The sequence below is a fragment of the Alteromonas sp. S005 genome (genome assembly GCF_036864475.1).
GTDB lineage: Bacteria > Pseudomonadota > Gammaproteobacteria > Enterobacterales > Alteromonadaceae > Alteromonas.
The window spans coordinates 63,302-85,654 of record NZ_JAZETN010000012.1 but is presented as its reverse complement, the minus strand read 5'-3'; the positions used below and the strand labels follow the sequence as shown (position 1 = coordinate 85,654).

Sequence of the window (22,353 nt, the reverse complement as noted above, 5' to 3'; positions counted from 1 at the left end):
TCATCAGTAAAGAGTGTGTTTCTAATGAGCGGATGTGGGTGCGAAGTTGAAATAAAAGACCAGTCTCAACGACAGGTTTTGTATTGGCTTTTGGGAATAAACGCGACAATGTTTGTTATAGAAATGGGGATCGGGTTGCTTGCTGATTCAACCGCATTAATAGCCGATTCACTTGATATGCTCGCCGACGCAGTTGTCTATGGTGTTGCCCTTTATGCTATTGGTAAATCGCTATTGCACAAAGCCAATGCGGCTAGAATTAGCGGCTTTTTTCAGATGGCACTGGGTGTGTTGATTATCATTGATATTGTAAGACGGTCAATTTACGGTAGCGAACCTGTATCGGGACTAATGATGGCTATGGGGGCAGTTGCACTGGTTGCTAATGTCATTTGTCTTGTGATCATACGCAAACAAAGAAATGAAGAAGTGCATATGCGGGCAAGCTGGATATTTTCAGCCAACGATGTGATTGCCAACTTAGGTGTTATCTTTGCTGGCGTTTTGGTGTTTTGGCTCGATTCTCGATGGCCTGATCTGGTTATCGGTGTGATAGTTTCGTGCGTTGTGTTGCGCGGGGCAAAAATGATCCTCGAAGATGCTGGAAATGAAAGACAGCGAGCGCTTAATGCGCAAAGTTGATAAGAAAATGCCAATTTTTAATTGCACATCAAAACTGCGTAGGTTGGCATGGCTACTTATTACTTTGCTCATGTGTCAATCGGGCTTTTCGTTCGCCGCTCAATGCGATGACTACCCTGCGGAGGTATCGTCAGTCCCTGAACAATCAAAGTCGATAGGCACTTATGATGTTCCCGAAAAAAATGTAAATGCTGGTGATAATACGTCGAGTGAAGAGTCTAAGTGTTTCCATTGTGTGCTGTGTCAATGTGGACAGATTAAGTTTCTGGCACAACACCCAATAAATGACGTATCTAAACCGTTATATACCAATCAATACAGTTATTCCCGCAACGTCACTGACGGCCTAGTCGAAGGCCTTTTGCGCCCACCTCAACATTAATCCATTCCCTCCTATATGTTTGCATGGGTGCTTTCCATGTATGTCGTTATCTTATGAACAAAAGGTTCTTTTATGAGTTCTTCACGCCCATTGGGCATAAAAAAAGCTAGCTCAGCGTATCTGAAATTGATATCTGCTGCACTGGTAACCATGAGCATATCTGTTCAATCTGCCAATGCGCAAAAGTCTTCAATCACGCTTGAAAATGCGCTCAAACGCACATTATCAAACAACCCAGATTTAGTTGTGTTCGAATTTAAATCTTCGGCTTTGGATGGTGAATCAAAAATGGCCAGCTTACGACCTGAAATGTCTGTTGGGGTTGAAGTTGAAAATGTGTTGGGAACAGGCGAAGTGTCTGGTATCAAAGATGCCGAATTGACACTGACCTTATCGTCGGTCATCGAGCTTGGAGATAAAGTCAGCGGCCGAATGAATGTGGTGAGTTCAAAAAAAGCACAACTGCTTACACAACGGCGCATTCGTACGCTGGACATCTTGGGTGAAACAACTCGACGATATATCAATGTCATTGTCCAACAAGCGTTGCACAAGACTGAGCAACGAGCTGAAATGCTGGCTCGCACAATGCTTCAGACAGTCTCTACACGGGTTGAAGCGGGGGCTTCTTCACCACTTGAGAAAAAACGTGCAGAGTCAGCGTTGTCGCAGGCGCGTTTGTCGTTATTGATAAGTGAACAAAAACTCAATGAGTATAAACGCGACCTGGCCATCATGTGGGGTGACACTAACGCTGCGTTTGCGGAAGTTGAAGGGACACTGTTATCGTTTCCAAATTCACTATCACTTGAACATATGCTTTCACAGCTTCAAAGCAATCCACACGTTCTGCTTTATGCTGATAACTATCGGGTACAAGAGGCCAGATTGAGAGTGGTTCAGGCCAGTCAGCAGTTCGACATTGCGTGGGAAGCCGGTATCCGAAGAATGCAGGGAATTAATGACACAGCGTTAGTCGCCAGTATTTCGGTGCCGTTAAATACCAAGCAGCGGAATCTAGGAGAATACGAACAACAGCGCGCATTGCTTGACAGTATCGACTATCAAAAACAAGCGAAAATTCGTGAACTCACTCGCCAATTAAATCAAGTCATTAGCGCAAAAGACCAAGCCTTGCTCACTGTTACGACCCTTCAAGACAATGTCGTTCCCACATTGGAATCTGCATTGAAATTGGCGCGGGATGGCTATGAAAGTGGTCGCTACAACTATATAGAGTGGGTGACAACGCAACAGCAACTCATAGATATGCAACGAACACTGATAAAAGCCGCAGGCTTAGTCCACCTTCGAAGCGCAGATCTAGAGGCACTTACGGGAATTCCCGTGTTTTCTGACTCTCCCTCGACGTCTGCTCAATCATCAGAATTACTAGAGAAAAAATAATGAATACATCACAATTTACATTACTCACTAGCGCACGTTACTTGCTTGGCGTGTTAGCCATGCTACTTACTTTATTGTTTGCTACTGTCGCCCTGGCTGATGATGACGATGAGGAAGCCGAAGAAAGACCCGAGTACGTAGTATTATCTCAAGAACGGATGCTTAAACACGATATCGTGACTGCTTCAGCCGCGTCAGGATCATTATCGCTCACAACCAGAACGTTTGGGCGGATAGTTCATGATCCTGCGTCACTGAGTCATATTCGTGCCCGCTTCGACGGTGTTGTAAAACGTATCATGGTGAATATTGGAGATAAAGTAGAAAAAGGTGACACGCTGGCAATCATTGAGTCAAACGAGAGTTTAAATCAATACTCAATCACCTCACCGATGTCTGGAAAAATCATAGCTAGACACGCCAATGATGGTGAGCTCACCAACGGTCAAGTGCTGCTTTCTGTTGCTAATTACTCTCGCGCAATTGCTCAATTGGCTATTTTCCCCAAACAACGTACTCATATTGCCGCTGATATGGAAGTCACTTTAAGGCTTGAGGAATTGCAGCAACAATCAAGTATAAGCCACATTACGTCCTCACCGGATGACAAACCCTATTCTATCGCGTTTGTGAACGTTGATAATGGCAGTGGTTATTGGCCTTTAGGCGCTATGGTAGAGGGTTATATTCAGATTGGTTTCCAAGAAGTCAATCTGGCACTCCCCAAAAGTTCAATACAAGAGTTAGATGGGCAAACCATTGTTTTTGTCAAAGAAGGGGAACGATTTTACCCCCGCCAAGTAAAACTTGGGAACACGGACAACCGTTTAGTAGAGATTGTGAAGGGCGTTCAAATAGGCCAGCAAGTCGTTGTAGAAAATAGCTATCTACTAAAAGCTGATTTATTAAAAATGGAGGCGGGCGATGATGACTAATTACCTGCGAATTTATTGTCAAAAGCAAAGCCAAGTCCATAAAAACGGTGAGGTGAGAGCATGATTGCACGAATACTCCGTCTGTCGATTGAGCGCCGTGGTGTCATGATGTTGTTCGCCTTGTTTGTCGCCTTTTTTGGTATGTACAGTTACAAACAACTGCCGATTGATGCTGTGCCTGATATCACCAACGTGCAAGTGCAGATAAATACCGCAACCCCAGGTTACTCGCCTTTGGAGACTGAGCAACGCATAACGTTTATAGTTGAAACCTCGCTGGCCGGTTTGCCTAATTTATCGTATACCCGCTCGATATCACGCTATGGCTTGTCGCAAGTCACAGTCGTGTTTAAAGAGGGCACCGATTTATATTTCGCACGAAATCTCGTCAACGAGCGTCTCACCGCCATCGCGGCGCAATTGCCAACAGGGTTAACCCCTGAAATGGGCCCTATCGCCACAGGCTTGGGTGAAATTTACATGTACTCGTTAAGTGCTGAGCCTCAGGCGCGACAGGACAACGGTCAACCCTATGATGCTATGGCATTAAGGGAGATCCATGATTGGGTAGTTAAGCCCCAATTGTCGCTTGTTGAGGGGGTGACCGAGGTTTATGCGGTAGGCGGATTTGAAAAGCAATATCATGTGAATCCTAATCCAGTCGCAATGATAAACTTTGGGATAAGTACAGGTGACCTTCTCAGTGCGCTAGAACGCAACAATGCGAATCAAGGCGCTGGTTTTGTAGAACAAAATGGGCAACAAGTACTGATCAGATCGGAAGCCCAACTGAAGGGCATCGACGATATCGGCCAAGTGGTTGTTAAGATCATTGATGGCGTACCGGTAAAAATTCAAGACATCGCCCAAATCAACCTCGGTAAAGAGCTGCGCTCTGGAGCCGGCACGTTAAATGGCCAAGAAACAGTGATTGGCACGACAATGATGTTAGTGGGAGAAAACTCTCGTACGGTCGCCAAAGCTGTGGACAGTAAGCTCGAAACCATTAAAACAAGCTTACCCGAGGGCGTTATCCTTGAAGCGGTTTACGATAGAACAAGCCTCGTTGACAAAACCATCGACACAGTACAGAAAAACCTCGTCGAGGGCGCTTTACTTGTCATCGTTGTGCTATTCGTTTTGCTTGGGAATGTGCGAGCTGCACTTATTACAGCCGCTGTAATACCCCTGGCAATGCTTGCCACGATATCGGGTATGGTCAAAACCGATGTGTCTGCTAACTTAATGAGTTTAGGCGCACTGGATTTTGGCTTGATTGTCGATGGCGCAGTTATCATTGTTGAAAACTGTATCAGGCGATTATCCGAATCCCAGAAGCAAAACGGCGCAACTCTACCGCTCAAAGAAAGACTGAATGTTGTATATGAAGCCACTAATGAAGTCATACGTCCCAGTTTGTTTGGTGTATTGATCATTACCATTGTTTATATCCCCTTGTTCACGCTCACTGGCGTCGAAGGTAAAATGTTCCACCCCATGGCAGCGACCGTGATAATGGCTTTGCTTGCCGCAATGGTATTTTGTTTTACCGTAGTGCCTGCGGCGATAGCAATTTTCATGAGAGGTAAAATTAGCGAAAAAGAAAGCCCAATTATTAAAGGTGCAAAGGCAGTCTATCGTCCTGTTTTAACGGGAGCGCTGCGTTTTAGATGGCTAGTGGTAGTAGCAGCGAGTGCTTTGGTTGTCGGCAGTTTATGGATGGGCAGTAAATTAGGCTCCGAGTTTATTCCCCAGCTCAATGAAGGTGATATCTTAGTACAGGCGATACGCATCCCTGGGACAGGGGTAGAACAAGCAGTTGAAATGCAAAAAACTCTTGAAGCGAAACTTATGCAGTATGAGCAAGTACAGACGGTATTCGGTCGCACGGGTACGGGTGAGGTCGCCACCGACCCTATGCCACCAAACATTACTGATACGTTTGTTATTTTAAAGCCTAGGGAGCAATGGCCCGATCCATCAATGACAAAAGCTGAGTTAGTGAAAACGTTTGAAGAGGACTTGTTTACTTTGCCCGGCAATAATTATGAATTTACGCAACCTATACAAATGCGTTTTAACGAATTGATTAGTGGCGTAAGGGCAGATTTGGGGATAAGGCTATTTGGGGATGACTTAGATACGCTCTTTGCATCTGCTTCTGACATTTTGACCGTTATTTCAACGATTGAAGGAGCTGATGACGCGAGGCTTGAGCAGGTAGAAGGCATTCCAATCTTCACCGTCACACCAAAGCCTGATCAATTGGCACGCTTTGGTTTGGATATAGCCGACTTGCAGTTATGGCTCAATGCTGCGACAGGTGGAGAAACCGCTGGAATGATTTTTGAGGGCGACAGACGCTTTAAAATTGTCGTGCGATATGCCGACGACATTCGAAATGAACTCACTCAGCTTGAAACCATTCCCATAGTCACGCCCTCTGGTGAGCATGTACCAATGAGCGAATTAGCCACACTGGCATTTAAAGAAGTACCTAGCCAAATAAGCCGGGAAAATGGCAAACGTAGTATTGTTGTCACAGCAAATGTGCGTGACAGAGATATTGGCACTTTTGTTGAGGAAGCTCAGGCGAGAATTAATGATGAAGTAAATTTACCTGCTGGTTATTGGCTCGACTATGGTGGAACCTTTGAGCAGCTCGAAAGTGCGAGTCAACGATTGACGATTGTGGTACCGGTTACGTTGTTTGTGATTTTGACTATGCTGGTAATTGCGTTTGGTTCAATACGTGATGCGTTAATTATCTTCACAGGTATCCCTTTGGCATTAACAGGCGGTGTAATGTCTCTTTGGTTAAGGGATATGCCTTTATCCATATCCGCGTCGGTAGGGTTTATCGCACTGTCTGGGATTGCCGTATTAAACGGATTGGTAATGCTGTCATTCATCAAGCAACGTTTGCTAGAAACCGGAGAATTAGTGAATAGCATTGTTGAAGGGGCTCTTATTCGCTTGCGTCCGGTATTAATGACAGCATTAGTTGCAAGCCTTGGATTTGTGCCCATGGCGCTGAATACGGGCATAGGTGCAGAAGTGCAAAGACCGTTGGCCACTGTTGTGATTGGCGGCATTTTGTCCTCGACACTGCTTACTTTGGTTGTTCTACCAGTTCTCTACAGAATTGTGTATGGGAGACATCTAACTAAATTGACGATTAATCACGCTAGTTAATAATAGTTATGGAGAAGGTCGATTCCTAGTATCGACCTTTGAAATACAAACGCTGAAAAGTAATAGTTGATGGTGTCATTGGTTTTTTATAACTATATCGGTAATACTGTTAAGAAAATGAATAGGACGCTCCAAGCAACTACATTAGATATGTAGGAGGGGCTTTATGAACTTTAGTAAAGAAGCAAAACATCATGTGTTTAAAAGGTTAAATCATGCACAGTCACAATCATAGTCACGACCATTCACATGGGCGTTCGAGTGATGCGTCAAAGCGTATTGGTTGGGCGTTTTTCCTAAATGTGGTGTTCACCATTATCGAGTTTATTGGTGGCTGGCTAACGAACAGTACCGCTATTATGGCGGACGCTGTTCATGATTTAGGCGATAGTTTATCGATTGGCACCTCATGGGGCTTAAACAAGCTCAGTGATAAAGATGCTAATCGTACATTTTCGTATGGCTATAAACGATTTTCACTTCTGGGGGCGTTAATTAATGGTGTTGTGCTGACTATTGGTTCCGTTTGGATACTATTTGAAGCCATTCCCAGGCTGGCCGAGCCTGAGATGCCGCAAGTGGAAGGAATGCTGTTATTGTCGATTTTTGGCATGGCAGTGAATGGCTTTGCTGCTTATAAACTCAGTGAGGGTAACTCGCTCAACGAGCGCGTGCTCAATTGGCATTTGCTCGAAGATGTCCTGGGTTGGGTGGCTGTATTTATTGTATCGATTGTTCTGATATTCAAGCCGTGGCCAATACTCGATCCCATCTTATCCATAGGGTTTACGCTGTTCATTTTGTTTAATGTCTTTCGCAACCTAAAAGAAACTTTGATGCTGTTTTTACAAGCCACCCCTGATCAAGAGCAACTTGCAAATATTCGGGATGATTTGTTATCAAACGAGAATGTCAGTGATTTACATCACTTTCATATTTGGTCACTTGATGGAGAGCGCAATGTGATGACCGTTCACTTAGTGTTAGTTGGAGATGTGTCCACAGAGCATATTCAAACGCTTAAAAATGACGTACAGAACTCACTCAAGAAATATAATTTTGAGCATACGACAGTCGAGTTTGAGTTTGCGGATGAACAATGCCGTGACGAGGCGTAAAGAAACTGATAGACTACTTTAGATGAAAAAACTTAAACGAACAAGCTACATCATGATCATGCTGATCGTATTTCAGTCGTTTTCTGCTGTAGCTAATTCATTGGATTTTCATGCAATAGACACTGAACACCTGCAACACGATCATGATCATGCCGAGCATAGCATCAACGCCTCGGTAAGCCCTGAAATAGATATCAGTGAAGATGACGCAAAGGTTCACCATAATCCTGCCGATTGCCACCACTGCGGACACTGCCACGGCTCACATGCCCAATGGGTAGGTCACCACAGCATCAATAACCTTAATGAGTTGGCGTCCGGCCACAACTTCAACTATTTGGATGCCGTCATTGACGCACCCATCAACCGCCTGTTACGACCACCAAAATACCAATCCTAGGAAGTATATTGATTGCATCGCGGAACGTGTATCCGCGTTGACCGTTTTTATCATATTTTAGGATTTATTATGAATTTCACTCATCGTAATGAGCGTGACCAATTATTCACGTGGCCACTTTTCGTCGCGCGATGTACTTTCACGCGAAACACTCAGGCAGAATCAACCAATGTATACAAGGCTCTTGATTCAACGACATTTAACAGACTTAAACTTTTATGCGCTTGCGTATTGTTTCTTCCACTTTTTGCTCACGCTCAAAATCAAAGCTGGGAAAACTGGTTATCATCGCAGATAAATAAACATCCCAACATTATAGCGGCTAAAGAACAATTGTTTAGTACTGGGGCGCTTGCGGAAGCTTCTGAGCAAGCACTTTATAACCCTGAATTGTCAACTGATTATGCGCGAAATGGCGATAACAATGACTACAGCGTAGGTATTGAACAGACAATCGACCTTTGGGACAGGCAAGGCGCAAGGCGACAAAAAGCCGGTTTTATGCGCACTGCTGCACAAGCTCAATACCAAGAAGTCTTTTTAAACAAATCAGCCGATGCTATCGAAGCATTAATTAATTGGCATGCAGCAAAACGCGCAGCGTCTATTGCCAAATCACAACAACAGCAACTTAATTCGTTACTTGAATTAGTCGAAATACGCCAAGAAGCCGGTGATCTAGGCAGTATCGATGCAGAGCTTACCTTTTTGTCGTTGTCGAAACAATTTGCTCAGGTGGCGGGATCAGAGGCTCAACTTCAAATGGCCGAAGCAATAGTGCGTGAGTTACTCCCTGATTGGGAGCCAGAGCGAGGGCGGATACCGGACGAGTTTTGGCCTTCTAAAGTTGCATATCCGTCTGATGAAGAATTACTAAAGCACCCCAAAATAGCTAAAGCTTATGCGCAATGGCTCACGCAAAAAGAAGAAGCAGAAGTCACTAGACGTAATGCAAAAGCAAATCCTACTTTTGGTATTAATGCGGGGCGGGAAGAGCGAGAAAACGTCGTTGGACTGACCTTTTCTATACCGTTAAACATTCGTAATAATTACAGTGCAGAAACTCGTTCCGCTGAACGAATGGCGTTAGAAACCGAAGCACGTTTTAGAGCGCAGTATCAGAAACTACGTTTCGATTTACAAGGTGCGTTTGGCGCATGGCAAAGCTACAACCAGCAGTTTTCACAATGGCAATCGCTCGTAAAGAGTCGCATCGAGAGTAGTGCTAATTTGTTAGAAAAGCAGTGGCGAAGTGGCGATTTATCAACAACTAATTACCTGCTAGCACTGAATCAACGCGCAGAAAGCTTACTGTCTGGCATAGAGCTGGAAAAGCAAACGCGCATAGCATTGAAAAATCTCATGCTGCAATCAGGTCGCCTTATCGACTTGCCCCCAGTTCAACACGATTTCTCTATTGATCATCAGGATTAACAAAATGAATAAAACAGTATTAGCAGTTTTCATCGCCTCATATGTCGGCGCTGCACCAAGTTTCGCACAAGAGTCTGATCAAAAGCATGCTCACAATGAAACGGTAACAAGAATTGATAAAAGCATACAAGATAAGCATGACGAACATACTGATGATGGTCATGAAGAACATGAACTACAAGATGGTCAAAAGCATGATGAGCACGGAGGCGAGGGGGCCGATGAACATGATGATCACGAAAGCGAACATGCTCATGATAAAGGTGAAAGCGAGAATAAAGACGATGAAGAGCATGATGAATCTGCTTCTGCATCGCTAGACTCCAATCAAATGGCATTAGCCAACATTAAAGTAAGCACACTAAGCCCCAAAATTGTCAATTATACTTTGTATGCACCGGGTGAAATATTATCAAACGGCTATAGCAGCTATAGAGTATCACCCAGAGTGGCATCCGTTGTCACGCGTCGTCATGTGGCATTGGGAGACAGGGTAAATAAAGGCCAAGTGCTTGTCACGCTTTTTAGCGAAACCGTTGCGCAAGCACAAGCCAATTACCGAACAACATATCCAGAATGGGAAAGAGTAAAAGGACTTGGTCGAAAAACTGTTGGAGAGCAGCGCTACATTGATGCAAAAGCTAATTTTGAAGCGGCTAGTGCAGTATTAATCTCATATGGTTTATCCGATGCAGATTTGAAAACGCTCACCTCACAGCAATCAATAGCATTAGGAGAATATAGCTTACGTGCTGAAATTGATGGCGCGGTACTCAGTGACTCGTTTGAACAAGGTCAGCGTATTGATGCGGGAGAGCCGTTGATCTCGTTGGCAGATGAAAGTGAACTTTGGGTAGAAGCGCATCTACCATCGAATATTAACCTGCGGTTAGGTGCAGGTTCTCCGGCACAAATCAAAGTGGGAGACTTCACAGTTGATGCAACGGTTACACAAGAGGCACATACCATTGACCCAATTACTCGAACGAGAACGGTTCGGCTATTAGTGAGCAACCCTGAACATCGTTTGCATCCTGGTCAATTTGCCGAGGTGTATTTCCGTTTTCTGACAAAAATGCCGGTAATGGCTGTTTCAGAAAGTGCGCTAATGCGAGGGCCCGATGGAGACTGGATGGTATTTGTAGAAGATCATCCCGGCGAGTTTTTACCCGTCGAAGTTGAACTTGGAAGAGCGCTTGGTGGCTTGCGGGAAATAACCGGTGTAGAGCCGGGTTCTCGCGTAGTAAGCGAAGGTGCTTTTTTTGTCGCTTCACAAATCGCTAAAGGCGGTTTTGACCCACACAACCACTAATTAGGAGGAGTCTTTATGTTTAATAAATTAATTGATTGGGCTGTTACTAATCGTTTGTTAGTGGTGATTGCTCTGACAACGTTAATAGTCAGCGCGGTTTTTGTTATTCCAAAACTGAATTTGGATGCATTTCCAGATGTCACCAACGTGCAAGTATCTGTCAATACAGAAGCACCGGGGTTAGCTGCCGAAGAAGTAGAGCAGTTAATTACTTATCCAATAGAAGCGGTGATGTATGCCTTACCGGATGTGATGGAAGTGCGCTCTATTTCCAAAACAGGTCTTTCAGGTGTGACCGTTGTGTTTAGCGAGGACACAGATATCTATTTTGCACGTCAATTGGTATTCGAGCGTCTGCAAGCGGCTAAAGAGTTAATTCCCGAGGGCGTCGGTACGCCAGAAATGGGACCCAACACATCAGGATTGGGGCAAGTGTATCAGTATCTATTGTTGGCTGAGCCCGATTCAGGCCTAGACGCTATGGCGTTGCGTAGTTTAAATGATTGGGTGGTGAAATTGCTGCTGCTTCCTGCCGATGGCGTAACGGATGTGCTCTCTTTTGGTGGGGAAGTACGCCAATACCAAGTTAACCTCAATCCATCTCAATTACTTGGATATGGCTTGACTCAAGATATAGTGATGGAAGCACTTGAGCGGAATAATACCAATGTGGGGGGGTGGTATATGAACCGAGGGCAGGAGCAACTTGTGATAAGAGGCACTGGCTGGTTAGATCATGGCGAGGAAGGGTTAGAGCAATTACGTCAGGTACCTTTAAAAACCGTAGACGGAACAACGATTACTGTATCCGATGTGGCGAACGTTGAGTTAGGTAGCGAAATTCGTCAGGGTGCTGCCACCATGACCAGAAAAGACGCCGACGGTAACATTCAAAACTTAGGTGAAGTCGTCTCAGGCATTGTACTTAAGCGCATGGGAGCTAACACGAAAGCCACAATTGATGGCGTCAATGCTCGTATTCAGCGAATTAACCAAGCATTGCCTGATGGCGTGAGTTTTGAAGTATTCTACGATCAAGCTGACTTAATTACTCAAGCCGTGGATACGGTTGTAAATGCGCTAATGTTAGCGTTCGTATTTATTATTGTTATTCTAGCTTTATTTTTGATGAATCTACGAGCCACGTTTTTAGTCCTGATTTCGATCCCTATTTCTATTGGTATTGCCTTAATGGTCATGTCGTGGTTTGGACTTTCTGCCAACCTTATGTCGCTTGGGGGCATTGCAGTGGCAATCGGCATGCTAGTAGATGGCTCAGTGGTAATGGTTGAAAACATGTTTAAACACTTGACTCACACTGATGCTGAGCATGATCACAAGAGACAATTGGGTGAACATGTTGAAGATGATGATCCATTAGACTCGTCCCATGATACGCACGGTATCGCTTTGCGATTACAAGAAGCGGGCAAGGAGGTAGCCCGGCCTATCTTCTTCGCAACAGCCATAATCCTTGTGGTATTCATGCCTTTGTTTAGCTTTGAAGGCGTTGAAGCAAAATTATTTCAACCAATGGCTATTAGTATTATGTTGGCCATGCTTTCGGCGGTATTAGTTGCACTGATTATTGTACCGGCATTGGCGACGTATCTATTTAAAAAAGGCGTGAAACCACGAGAAAGCGTTGTGTTGAAACCTTTAGACGCGGGGTATCGCAAAGGGCTATCGTGGGCAATTTTGCATAAAAAAGTAGTGATTGGAATTGCTGCAATTATGGTAGTCGCTGCTGGTGTAGTGCTTCCTCGGCTTGGCACAGAGTTTGTACCAGAACTGGAAGAGGGCACCATTAACTTGCGTGTTACTTTAGCGCCTTCATCTAGTTTAGATACTGCCCTAGAGGTCTCCCCTAAGCTTGAGAATATATTAATGGGGTTTCCAGAAGTCACCTATACATTGTCGCGTATCGGTCGCGCCGAAATAGGAGGCGATCCTGAGCCTGTAAACAATATCGAAATTTATATCGGGTTAAAGCCAGTGCCTGAATGGACAAGTGCAAGTAACCGCTATGAACTGCAAGCGTTAATGGAAGAAAAAATGGAGCAACATCCGGGTTTGCTCTTCAATTTTTCTCAACCTATCGCGACAAGAGTGGACGAGTTGTTATCGGGTGTAAGAGCTCAACTTGCCATTAAATTATTTGGACCTGATCTTGACATCTTGGCTGAAAAAGGCCAAGCCATTGAAGCTTTAGTAAAAGAAGTTGAAGGTGCAAGAGATGTTGCTATGGAGCAAATTGCCGGTGAATCTCAACTGATTGTGACACCGAATCGCCGCGCTCTGTCGCGCTATGGGTTGGCCGTGGGTGATGTAATGGAGCTCGTAAGCGAAGGTTTAGGTGGAGCCAGCGCTGGCCAAATCATCAATGGTAATGAGCGCTATGATATTTATGTCAGGCTTGCTGAACAATTTCGAAATAACAGTCAAACGATAGCCGACTTGCGCTTACAAACTCCGTCAGGTGCATGGGTTCGTTTAGGAGATGTTGCAGAAGTGACGATTGCTTCTGGTCCACCGCAAGTCAGACGTGATGACGTACAGAGGCGAGTTGTTATCCAGGCAAATGTTCAAGGTCGAGACATGGGTAGCGTGGTGGCAGATATTCGTCAATCTATTGATGAGCAGCTAGCACTGCCTACTGGCTATTCAGTGGATATTGGCGGGCAATTTGAGAATCAGCAACGAGCGCAGAAGCGACTATCATTGGTTGTGCCACTTTCTTTGGGGTTAATAGCTTTATTATTGTACTTTGCTTTTGCTTCATTTGGTCAGGCAATGTTGATACTTGTAAATGTACCATTGGCTGTTATCGGGGGGGTATTTTCACTTTGGTTATCAGGTCAATATCTTTCTGTGCCGAGCTCCGTAGGTTTTATTACCCTATTCGGCGTAGCGGTGTTAAACGGAGTCGTGATGGTAGAAAGCATCAATCAGCGTGTTGCAGACGGGTTATCGGTATCTGACGCCGTATTTGATGGTGCTACATCAAGACTGCGCCCTGTATTGATGACAGCGATTACATCTGCGCTAGGCCTTATTCCAATGTTACTGTCTAATGGCGTTGGTGCTGAAATCCAAAAGCCTTTAGCGAGTGTAATCGTTGGTGGCTTGGTAACCGCTACATTTTTAACTCTATTTGTATTACCTGTGCTATTCGCCTGGTTTTCAAAAGGGAAGTTAAAAGATATGGCAAGAGCGCCTTCCTAAGCTCAGCTGGCCTGCTGTGTGCGATGAGCATCGGCAGGCTGATTATCACTTTATAAGGGGTTCACCCATTAAGCTGCCCTGTCAAGTAAACAATAATATGCGTTTCCCCTTGGTTCTGGCGGTTCAAGGGTTTTCGATGTCCAATATCCGCCTCTATTCATCTCGTTTTTTAGTCGGACAGCGTCTATTCTTGCTCGCACCAGTCTACCGCATTAATCATTGCAGAAAACGCCAATTAGATCTGTTCCAGGCTAGGGGAATTGGACACTATTCTGGCATCACTTGAACACCAGTTCAGGTGAGACTTAGCACACTTTTTCCCTGATTTCGAGAATTCAATGTTTAAGTAAATCGGAATACGACCGTCAATCTAGAACTCCCGTTTTAACGTCATACAATTCACGTGTCTAATATTACTCATTACGTGATTTACTAAAGTATAAATTATCAGTCATTGCGACATTGGTTGTGCGCCATATTGCTAATGATAGGTATTCGTATTATCATTAGCTAATTAATGCAACTTCTTTTTTACCTTATCACTACCCACCAAGGAATACTTTTTATGCAAACAAAGCTAACGCGCTTAACTTTGTCAGTTTCGACCGCACTACTATCTTTCAGTTCACTAGCTCAAGAAACACCCGATGTAGGCGAGGCGGGTGACAAAATAATGCCTGCTATAGAAGTTATTCGCGTAATAGGCGACAGCACCTCCGCTCTTTTAAAACAAACGGGTAGCGTTGTTATTATCAATCAAGATCAAATTGATAAAATTCAACCCTTGTCGACACAAGATGTTTTGCGAAGTATTCCCGGTGTGAATATTAAAAGTGAAGAAGAAACTGCCATAGTGTCTAACATTGGTATTCGGGGCCTTTCAGCAAGTGAATCTAAGTCTCTACTTTTAGAAGATGGCGTTCCCGTTGCACCGGGTCTTTTTATTGGTAACGCCCGTTATTTTAATCCCCGTATTCAGCGTGTAAGTCAAATTGAAGTACTGAAAGGCTCAGCTTCACTTCGCTATGGCCCATCCACAATAGGCGGCGTAGTGAATTATAAAACTAAAACACCCGATGATGGTGTCATCCTCACTGGCCGTGCTGGTTCCTTTAATATGCAAGAAATTACTGTAGAAGCGGGTGGCAAAAACGAAGACGAGGATGCATTTGCTGGTGTTTTAGCAACCCGCGCTAGCAGCGATGGCTTTATGGATAAAGGCTATGATATGACCGATGTAATGGCAAAAGCTGGTGTTATTTTTGACAATGGTCAAAAGTTAGGCATTAAACTATCGCGTTATGAAAATGACGCAAATATCTCTTATCGTGGATTATTACTAGCTGAGTATGAAGCGGGTGAAGACTACAACCCTGCACCAGACGATTACTACTTAACCGAGCGTACAGCGTTTGATATTAATCACGAATGGTCATTATCTAACGACGCAACCCTAAACACCCTTGTTTATTGGAGTGACGTGAGCCGCGATTATTGGCGTTATAGTGTTGATACTGAGGCCTCAAACGAGGCCAATAGTTGGGTATATACCGACAGTTTAACCGGAAATAATCGCTCGTTTGAGCGCGTTGGAATAGAAACTCGCTTGACTTTAGAACACAGCCTTATGGGTGTAGAAGCCAACAGTGAATTTGGCTTACGTTTCATGCAAGAGGAGTCAAACGACACCCGAATTCGAGCGCTGCGCAGCTCCGATCGCACAGGAGCAAACGATCGCCACCGTATTGATTCGGCGCAAAGCTATGCCGGCTATGCCCAAAGCCGTATTCAATTAAGCAATGCTTTTGCTTTTACACCCGGCCTTAGAGTAGAGTCCTATGAGCAAAAAAGAATAATACTAACCAACGATAATGCAGAAGCAACAACCAGCAACACCGAAATTCTACCCGGTGTTGGCGCAACTTACGACTTGAATGATTCGGCACAAATTTATGGTGGTGTTTACCGCGCTTTCTCGCCCGCTTCAAACGGTGTGGCACTTGACGGGCTGAGCGATCAAAACTTAGATGGAGAGCGTTCAACTAACTATGAGCTAGGCCTCAGAGGAAAGCAGGGCGACATTACTTATGAAGCAGCCGCTTTTATCATGGACTTTAGCAATCAAGTGGTAACGGGTAATAGCGACCCTAATTTGTCTCAGTCCAACGGCGGTGAAACTGAACATTTAGGTATGGAATTGCTGTTAGCCTATGATATTGGTAGTGGCTTTTATATTGATACTAACGCTACGTTTATCCCAACTTCAGAATTTAAAACAGGAGAAAATAGTGGAAACCGACTTCCGTATGCGCCAAAAGTAATTGCCAATGTTGCTTTGAGTTATGAAAGTGATAAGTTAAGCGGGGCATTAACCGTGCATCATCGAGGCGAACAATATGGTGATGCAAGCAACACAGTAGACATACCTGATGATGCCGCGGGTGGCATTTGGGGTGGCTTGTTACCTGCTTATACCTTGTTAGATGTAAACGCTAGTTATACCGTTAACAAAAATATGAAGGTATTCGGCGCTATCAAAAACCTAACTGATAAACGCTACATCACCGGCATGCGACAAGGTATTTATGTTGGCCCTGAGCGTTCGTTTGAAATTGGCGTAAATTATCGGTTCTAGTGTATACTTTTAGACAGAAATGCACTAATTCCGCATTATTGTTGCGGGATTAGTGTTATGCACCTTTGGTAACCGTTAATTTGTATGTAAAACTAAAACACGGTTAGCAGCTGGAACAAATACACGCAACATGATCAGCCGCCAATACCGAAGAGACTTTTCTTAGTAAGTTCAGCATCGCTTTATTATGGCTTATCGTTGTATCGATAAATCGCTTATTATCATTTTATGTGTCTCTCAGATTTACGCTCTAGCCAAGCTAGAGTGCTTAAACTATTGAGTCATGTCACCTATTCATTGTTCATATCAGACAAATACTGGAAGAAACAGGGGAATTGGTTCGTTCAATTATTGACAGCGCACTAACGCGGTTACGGCCGATATTGATGGCCGCATTGGCAGCAAGCCTTGTGTTCGTGCCCATGCCGATCAACGTGGATACTGGCGCAGAGGTATAACGGCCTTTGGCCACAGTGGTCATCGGCGGATAATATCGTCAACCTTGCTAACACTGGTAGTGCTGCCTGTTTTGTTTCGATTGGTTTACAAAAAGCTTGTTGTGTACTGAGCTGGGGCATTCGATATGAGTTCGAGTGCCCTCTTATTAATTGCGCTGTTTATATTACAGTTTAGAACATTCTCGAGACTGACAATATAGCGCAAAAAGGCCTAATCCGACGAGAATAATCAGAGGATGAAATAGCAAGTTGTGTACAACCGATTGTTCCCAAATAAAGCTATGTGATATAGCGCTGATAATGAATATCAGGCCAATTACCAGCAACCAAATGCGGTTAAAAATGGCATGTGAAATAAAGACTTTACTCTTACGTTGTTGGTTATTCATTGTGCTCTCCTAAAGCTTGTTTGAACGGATGTAGTCGATTCGCCGGTTCAAACTATGCCGTAAAATATTTTCATATAAAAAGGATTTGAATCCCTTTAAATTATTACCATGGGCTTGATAAAACGTATCGGGAGAATCAAAAATGCCAAAATCATCGACAATCCCTTCACTTTGAATGAAAGTGTTTTTTCCACACCAAGCAATGTTAGGTGATTGCAGGTTTTTAGTGGCGATGGCGTAACCTGAAAACGTCGTAGCTTTTGGGAATCGCTTTTGAACACTGTTTAAATAGCCGTTATCGAGAATAAAGCCTTCCAACGAGATCCACTCTTTGTCATGTTGTACTTCTACCCAGCTATGAATGATTAGCCGTGGGGCGAGTATATACAGTAAGCCCGTGATAGCACCTTTTTGCAATCGCTTATCGATGGTAAACCCATGCAAACGACATGCAATACCGGTTGCCCTTAACAGTGCCATCAGTAAGGTTGCCTTGGTATTGCATTGACCAAGACCATCTTTAAGCACCTCCGAAGCAGCTATATCATCACGTTTGTTATACCCAAATGCGACATCGTTTTGTATAAAGTGGTAAATAGCACCAATACGCTCAGAGGTAGTCAGTGACTGCCACTCCTTTTCGGCAATAAGCGTCTGAATAGCGGGCGTATCGAAATCAAGTAGGGGAGTGGCTTGTAAATAAGTGGCGTTGATAGGTGACATTAGCGTGCCTCCTCTAGTCTTGTAACAAACTCATCAAAATGTATGGGTTTACCGGCGCGAACGGGTATGAATTCGCCGGTAAAGTGTTCCTCAACCAATACCAATGCTTGGTCGCTTGTATCGTGAGCACCTAACGCAACTATGTCGAATTTTTGTGACATTAACGCAATATCATTAAGTACATCTTGTTTACTGATGGGAGAAAAAAGCCCGCTACCTGACGCCAAACGACGCTGTATATCTATACCAGCAATATGCAGCCGGCCTGTTTCAAGTGGAAAATGTACATCGCCGATTAACGCATATAGAGGAGCCTCAAAATGTGTTTCAATATGGGTTATCAGCGCAGTCAGTGTTTGATGACCACACCCGACAACTACCACGAGTCCTTTGTTTTCGAGATGGATCACCAAGGCTTGTTCGTCAACTCGGCCCAAGACTAGCTGTCGAGGAATGGGGCCGGTTGACGCCAGTGAATCCATGAGTATCGTCGGCTTGTCGATAGTCGTTACATCCTTGCCAGGATAGCTAAGTGGGATGGGGGCAAAAATAGACGTATTCACCAGTGCTGGTTGGTTAAAACCAAAGCCTATACTGCTTTTTTCTTCCCATGTACGCCCACCAATATGATCACGATGGAAATGACTAATAAAAACAGTATCAAGTTCATCAGTGTTTACATCAAGGCGCTGTAAGTTTTGCTCAAGTGGAGATTCTTGTGCTTGTTGTCGGTTGTGTCCCAGATCAAATAACACGGTGTGCTTATCCGTTTGCACTAAGTATGAAACACCAGCCTCTGTGGCAAACCCCGGCTCCCCATAAAAATTAACCACGGGCGTGACACTCAGTCTGTGTGTACTTTCTCCAATCGATATGGGTGTAAAGCGCTGAGATGTCCAGTATTGCGATAATGCACTAGCGGATGACTGGTGGCGAGCGTCAAAAATAAACAATGAAGCAATCACGCACAGTGCGATCACACAAAAGATTATTGCTCGCTTCATCACATCACGCCATACATTGTAATCGGCTAAAACCGGCGCGAGATCGGGAGGGAGGGGCATAGGTTTGAGCGCCGATACGTTACTACCTCCGGTATTACCTTTTGGCACCCACCCCAAAAGATAGCCTGGGATTGTTGCAACGATCCTGAGCAGTTGTCCAAAAATTTCACGGACATCCCGTTGTTTTAGTCCGATCTTCAACATTAAAAGATGAGCGTGTATATGAGGAATAAGATAACGTTGACCCAGAATATGCGCACGCTCTAACGCGATGAAGGCAGATGATAAATCTCCTGTTGCTTCGAGTTCCCGAGCCAATTTCTTTGAGCGTTCATATTCACGTTTTAGAAGTGGTTTCATAATTTTGCTGCCTTCAAACTGTCTATGAACCGGAATTATTCAAGGTTTTAGTCGAAGGGTATTGAACAAATCGCCTGTATTAAGCAAAAGCGCCTATTGTTTATCCATATTTTGGGTTTGTCCTGGTGTTACGCCAATAGTGTCGCGCAGAATTCGTGTAAAATGAGCTTGATCGGCAAAGCCTGCATCATAAGCGGCATCCGCTAAGGAAGCGCCTTTTGCTAATGATTGAAATGCCAAGTTTACCTGTTTCCATACAATGATTTTTGAAAATGGGACGCCAAGGTAGTGTGTCGATAAGGCGCGAAGTCTAGAGACTGAAAGACCTACATGTTTCCCGATAAGCTCGACAGTCGGGCGCTTATCGATACTGTTGAGATAAGTCATCGCCGAGATTAGTCGTGCGTCAATGACACTGTTATTTTGATGATAAAGTGTTTCCAGCTTATTCATCATGTCACGCAAAGGAATATCCGCTAACAACGTGTCTAACATTTCCAGAGAGAGGCTTTGTACTATTAAACCTTTTTGCTGAGAGGGTTGCAGAGCGTCGGCAAAAAAAGAATCTGGTTCAATAAGTAGAATGACGATGGGTGATGATGTAGTAATTCTATGTTTAACACCTGAGGGAATTAACCACCCATTACCTTGTTTTTCAAATGTGTTGTCATCGGTAACAGTAATGCCTGCGCCTGCAACCAACTGCAGAGCGGCATGGGCATGCAAATTATTTTCTGCGCTCATACCTCGAAACGCAATCCAGGTTTCACCAAAACAATATTCGCCTTGCCATTTCAAATTAAATTTACCTTTGTTCGTCAGAGAGGAAAGGTTTATTATCACCGTCGAACATCCTATCTTTAAAATCCTCCTATGTCTAATACGGTTTAGTATTAGACATAGGGTGCAAGAGTAAGTATAGTGTTGCAACCTTAACCAACAATAAAAACACATTTGGCCATCACTAAACCTACACCGTTGTTTCCCACGTATACTGAGCTGGCAGAACTCAATTTATCTGACTATCCACAACTAAGTTCATTCTTAGATAAGCAACCAACATGGATTAGACAGCACTGGGACTGGGCAAAAGATTACCTTTTGTATATCGGTCGCAACAAATCACAACACACGTATGTGCGTTTTCGAAATGACATCGAAAAGTTTCTACTGTGGGTCTTCATGGTGGATAAGCAGCCAGTGGACGATTTACGCAAAGCAGATATTTTGCGATACATTGATTTTTGTGTGGCGCCACCGGTTAAATGGATAAGTACGCAGCTCCATGACCGATTTAGCTTCAAAAACGGATACTTTGCTTCAAACCTTAAGTGGACGCCGTTCAGGCAAACGCCGCCCAAATACGATAAAGATAGAGTGCTCGATCCGAAAAAGTACCAACCGTCATTGCAGACCCTAGAATCTACCTTTGTGGCATTAAGCTCTTTTTATCGCCATCTCATCGATGAAGAAATTTGTTTCGGCAATCCTATTCCATTAGCAAAACGTGACTGTAAATATATGATAAAAGACAGTCAGGTGAAAACTATCAGTCGATTAACAGAACAGCAATGGCAATATCTCCTAGATACCGCAGTTGAAATGGCTGATAACGATCCGCTTGTGGAACGCAATTTATTCGTTATTGCTACCATGAAAACCCTATTTCTGAGACTTTCAGAGCTCTCAGAACGCCAAGACTGGACACCGTTGATGAGTCATTTTTGGACAGATGAGGACAACAACTGGTGGTTTAAGACCTATGGAAAAGGCAAAAAGATTAGAGATATCACGGTACCACCGGGTTATCTTACGTTTTTGAAACGATATAGAGAATGGCGTGGACTGTCACCGTTGCCATCCAAAGGTGAACAAACCGTGTTGGTCGAAAAAATACGAGGTCGTGGAGGTTTAACAAGCCGTCAAATATCCAGGCTCGTGCAGCAAGTATTTGACGCAGCTTTCGATAAGATGAAGTCAGAACAAGGAGTAGAAGCCGCACAGAAATTAAATGAAGCAACGACACATTACTTGCGTCACACCGGTGCCAGCATGGAGATTGAACGTGACAGGCCTTTGAAAGATTTATCTGAGGATCTAGGTCATTCAAGTAGTGCGACCACTGACACAGTTTATGTGCAAGTGGAGCGAAAACGCCGAGCAGCATCAGGTAAAGATAGAAAAGTTCAATAGCTACATTTGACATTTAGTTAGGCAATATCTCGGCTTAAGCCTTTGATATAACTACTTGTGTCTTACAATTATATTGTAGAGGTGATTCGCTTATGTCAGGGACAATCGGAAAGATTGCAAAACTAATCGGTGTGAATAAAGAAACTATTCGCTTTTATGAGCGCAATGGCTTAATCAGTCAGCCACAAAAGCCCTCTGAGGGTTATCGATTATATCCTAAGGAAACGGTTGATAGGATCCGATTCATAAAACGCGCTCAAGAATTAGGATTTACGCTTAAAGAAATAGAATCTCTGCTGTCGTTAAATAGCGAGTGCTGTAGCAAGGTAGAAGCGCTAGCAAAACAGAGACTTGCATCTGTGCAATCTAAGCTGGAAGACCTAAAACAATTAGAGCATGCGCTATTGGAGAGCATCACTAAGTGTCAGACGAATGATGATGATAGCCATTGCCCCATTATTAATGCCTTGTCACCAAAGTAAATGTATCTAACTATCTAGAGCATCCCGCTAACAAATCACAATGAAATAACTAATCAAGC

Annotated in this window: 17 protein-coding genes and 1 pseudogene; 14 read left to right on the top strand and 4 right to left on the bottom strand. The window is 44.0% G+C overall.

The genetic code is table 11. The features are described from left to right. The first annotated feature begins 24 nt into the window (after positions 1-24). From V7R55_RS14040 to V7R55_RS19530, 12 genes and pseudogenes are all read left to right on the top strand, one after another. The gene (locus tag V7R55_RS14040; RefSeq protein ID WP_015065928.1) at positions 25-642 is read left to right on the top strand and encodes a cation transporter; all 618 of its coding nucleotides are present in this window, start codon (positions 25-27) and stop codon (positions 640-642) included. Beyond that, positions 608-1,024 carry a hypothetical protein gene (locus tag V7R55_RS14035; RefSeq protein WP_015065927.1) on the top strand — a complete coding sequence of 139 codons (417 nt, stop codon included), beginning with the start codon at positions 608-610 and terminating at the stop codon, positions 1,022-1,024. Before V7R55_RS14040 ends, V7R55_RS14035 begins: the two co-directional genes overlap by 35 nt. Before the next feature lie 72 nt (positions 1,025-1,096). Further along, on the top strand, positions 1,097-2,431 hold the full coding sequence (locus V7R55_RS14030) for a TolC family protein (RefSeq protein WP_029937684.1): 1,335 nt from the start codon (positions 1,097-1,099) through the stop codon (positions 2,429-2,431). Further along, entirely contained in the window at positions 2,431-3,366 is a 936-nt protein-coding gene (locus V7R55_RS14025) for an efflux RND transporter periplasmic adaptor subunit (protein ID WP_061093929.1), read from the top strand. The genes V7R55_RS14030 and V7R55_RS14025 overlap by 1 nt, the downstream gene beginning before the upstream one ends. 60 nt (positions 3,367-3,426) lie before the next feature. Continuing rightward, positions 3,427-6,561 carry an efflux RND transporter permease subunit gene (locus V7R55_RS14020; RefSeq protein ID WP_334059968.1) on the top strand — a complete coding sequence of 1,045 codons (3,135 nt, stop codon included), beginning with the start codon at positions 3,427-3,429 and terminating at the stop codon, positions 6,559-6,561. 215 nt (positions 6,562-6,776) lie between these two features. After that, positions 6,777-7,679 (top strand): cation diffusion facilitator family transporter, encoded by a 903-nt coding sequence (locus V7R55_RS14015; RefSeq protein WP_334059967.1) that lies wholly within the window; start codon positions 6,777-6,779, stop codon positions 7,677-7,679. Between the two features lie 22 nt (positions 7,680-7,701). Further along, entirely contained in the window at positions 7,702-8,079 is a 378-nt protein-coding gene (locus V7R55_RS14010; RefSeq protein WP_334059966.1) for a hypothetical protein, read from the top strand. Positions 8,080-8,148: 69 nt separating this feature from the next. Continuing rightward, positions 8,149-9,513, top strand: a complete 1,365-nt coding sequence (locus V7R55_RS14005; protein WP_334059965.1) for a TolC family protein — start codon at positions 8,149-8,151, stop codon at positions 9,511-9,513. Between the two features lie 4 nt (positions 9,514-9,517). Continuing rightward, on the top strand, positions 9,518-10,825 hold the full coding sequence (locus V7R55_RS14000) for an efflux RND transporter periplasmic adaptor subunit (RefSeq protein WP_020744072.1): 1,308 nt from the start codon (positions 9,518-9,520) through the stop codon (positions 10,823-10,825). Between the two features lie 15 nt (positions 10,826-10,840). Then, positions 10,841-14,050 (top strand): efflux RND transporter permease subunit, encoded by a 3,210-nt coding sequence (locus tag V7R55_RS13995; RefSeq protein WP_020744071.1) that lies wholly within the window; start codon positions 10,841-10,843, stop codon positions 14,048-14,050. Positions 14,051-14,615: 565 nt separating this feature from the next. Next, positions 14,616-16,685 carry a TonB-dependent receptor family protein gene (locus V7R55_RS13990; RefSeq protein ID WP_012518524.1) on the top strand — a complete coding sequence of 690 codons (2,070 nt, stop codon included), beginning with the start codon at positions 14,616-14,618 and terminating at the stop codon, positions 16,683-16,685. Positions 16,686-16,990: 305 nt separating this feature from the next. Beyond that, positions 16,991-17,253: pseudogene (locus tag V7R55_RS19530) on the top strand (efflux RND transporter permease subunit); the annotation flags it as partial. Positions 17,254-17,307: 54 nt separating this feature from the next. Here V7R55_RS19530 and V7R55_RS13980 read toward each other — a convergent pair. The 4 genes from V7R55_RS13980 to V7R55_RS13965 form a co-directional block, all read right to left on the bottom strand. Then, complete coding sequence (locus V7R55_RS13980; protein ID WP_012518526.1) at positions 17,308-17,532, bottom strand: hypothetical protein; 225 nt, start codon at positions 17,530-17,532, stop codon at positions 17,308-17,310. A gap of 9 nt (positions 17,533-17,541) precedes the next feature. After that, on the bottom strand, positions 17,542-18,255 hold the full coding sequence (locus V7R55_RS13975) for a transglutaminase-like domain-containing protein (RefSeq protein WP_012518527.1): 714 nt from the start codon (positions 18,253-18,255) through the stop codon (positions 17,542-17,544). Then, positions 18,255-19,619 carry an MBL fold metallo-hydrolase gene (locus V7R55_RS13970; protein ID WP_012518528.1) on the bottom strand — a complete coding sequence of 455 codons (1,365 nt, stop codon included), beginning with the start codon at positions 19,617-19,619 and terminating at the stop codon, positions 18,255-18,257. Before V7R55_RS13970 ends, V7R55_RS13975 begins: the two co-directional genes overlap by 1 nt. A 93-nt stretch (positions 19,620-19,712) precedes the next feature. Beyond that, the gene (locus V7R55_RS13965; RefSeq protein WP_015067768.1) at positions 19,713-20,417 is read right to left on the bottom strand and encodes a helix-turn-helix domain-containing protein; all 705 of its coding nucleotides are present in this window, start codon (positions 20,415-20,417) and stop codon (positions 19,713-19,715) included. 156 nt (positions 20,418-20,573) lie between these two features. On the opposite strand from V7R55_RS13965, the gene V7R55_RS13960 reads away from it, so the two are divergent. Both V7R55_RS13960 and merR read left to right on the top strand, forming a co-directional pair. After that, positions 20,574-21,812 carry a tyrosine-type recombinase/integrase gene (locus V7R55_RS13960; RefSeq protein WP_012518530.1) on the top strand — a complete coding sequence of 413 codons (1,239 nt, stop codon included), beginning with the start codon at positions 20,574-20,576 and terminating at the stop codon, positions 21,810-21,812. Positions 21,813-21,904: 92 nt separating this feature from the next. Continuing rightward, positions 21,905-22,294, top strand: a complete 390-nt coding sequence (merR, locus tag V7R55_RS13955) for an Hg(II)-responsive transcriptional regulator (RefSeq protein WP_015067767.1) — start codon at positions 21,905-21,907, stop codon at positions 22,292-22,294. Positions 22,295-22,353: the final 59 nt, after the last annotated feature.

Coding starts and splice junctions, on each gene's coding strand:
- V7R55_RS13995 (WP_020744071.1), top strand. CDS start 10,841: ATGTTTAATAAATTAATTGATTGGGCTGTTACTAATCGTTTGTTAGTG.
- V7R55_RS13970 (WP_012518528.1), bottom strand. CDS start 19,619: ATGAAACCACTTCTAAAACGTGAATATGAACGCTCAAAGAAATTGGCT.
- V7R55_RS14015 (WP_334059967.1), top strand. CDS start 6,777: ATGCACAGTCACAATCATAGTCACGACCATTCACATGGGCGTTCGAGT.
- V7R55_RS13990 (WP_012518524.1), top strand. CDS start 14,616: ATGCAAACAAAGCTAACGCGCTTAACTTTGTCAGTTTCGACCGCACTA.
- V7R55_RS14025 (WP_061093929.1), top strand. CDS start 2,431: ATGAATACATCACAATTTACATTACTCACTAGCGCACGTTACTTGCTT.
- V7R55_RS14035 (WP_015065927.1), top strand. CDS start 608: ATGAAAGACAGCGAGCGCTTAATGCGCAAAGTTGATAAGAAAATGCCA.
- V7R55_RS14010 (WP_334059966.1), top strand. CDS start 7,702: ATGAAAAAACTTAAACGAACAAGCTACATCATGATCATGCTGATCGTA.
- V7R55_RS14020 (WP_334059968.1), top strand. CDS start 3,427: ATGATTGCACGAATACTCCGTCTGTCGATTGAGCGCCGTGGTGTCATG.
- V7R55_RS14005 (WP_334059965.1), top strand. CDS start 8,149: ATGAATTTCACTCATCGTAATGAGCGTGACCAATTATTCACGTGGCCA.
- merR (WP_015067767.1), top strand. CDS start 21,905: ATGTCAGGGACAATCGGAAAGATTGCAAAACTAATCGGTGTGAATAAA.
- V7R55_RS14040 (WP_015065928.1), top strand. CDS start 25: ATGAGCGGATGTGGGTGCGAAGTTGAAATAAAAGACCAGTCTCAACGA.
- V7R55_RS14030 (WP_029937684.1), top strand. CDS start 1,097: ATGAGTTCTTCACGCCCATTGGGCATAAAAAAAGCTAGCTCAGCGTAT.
- V7R55_RS13975 (WP_012518527.1), bottom strand. CDS start 18,255: ATGTCACCTATCAACGCCACTTATTTACAAGCCACTCCCCTACTTGAT.
- V7R55_RS14000 (WP_020744072.1), top strand. CDS start 9,518: ATGAATAAAACAGTATTAGCAGTTTTCATCGCCTCATATGTCGGCGCT.
- V7R55_RS13980 (WP_012518526.1), bottom strand. CDS start 17,532: ATGAATAACCAACAACGTAAGAGTAAAGTCTTTATTTCACATGCCATT.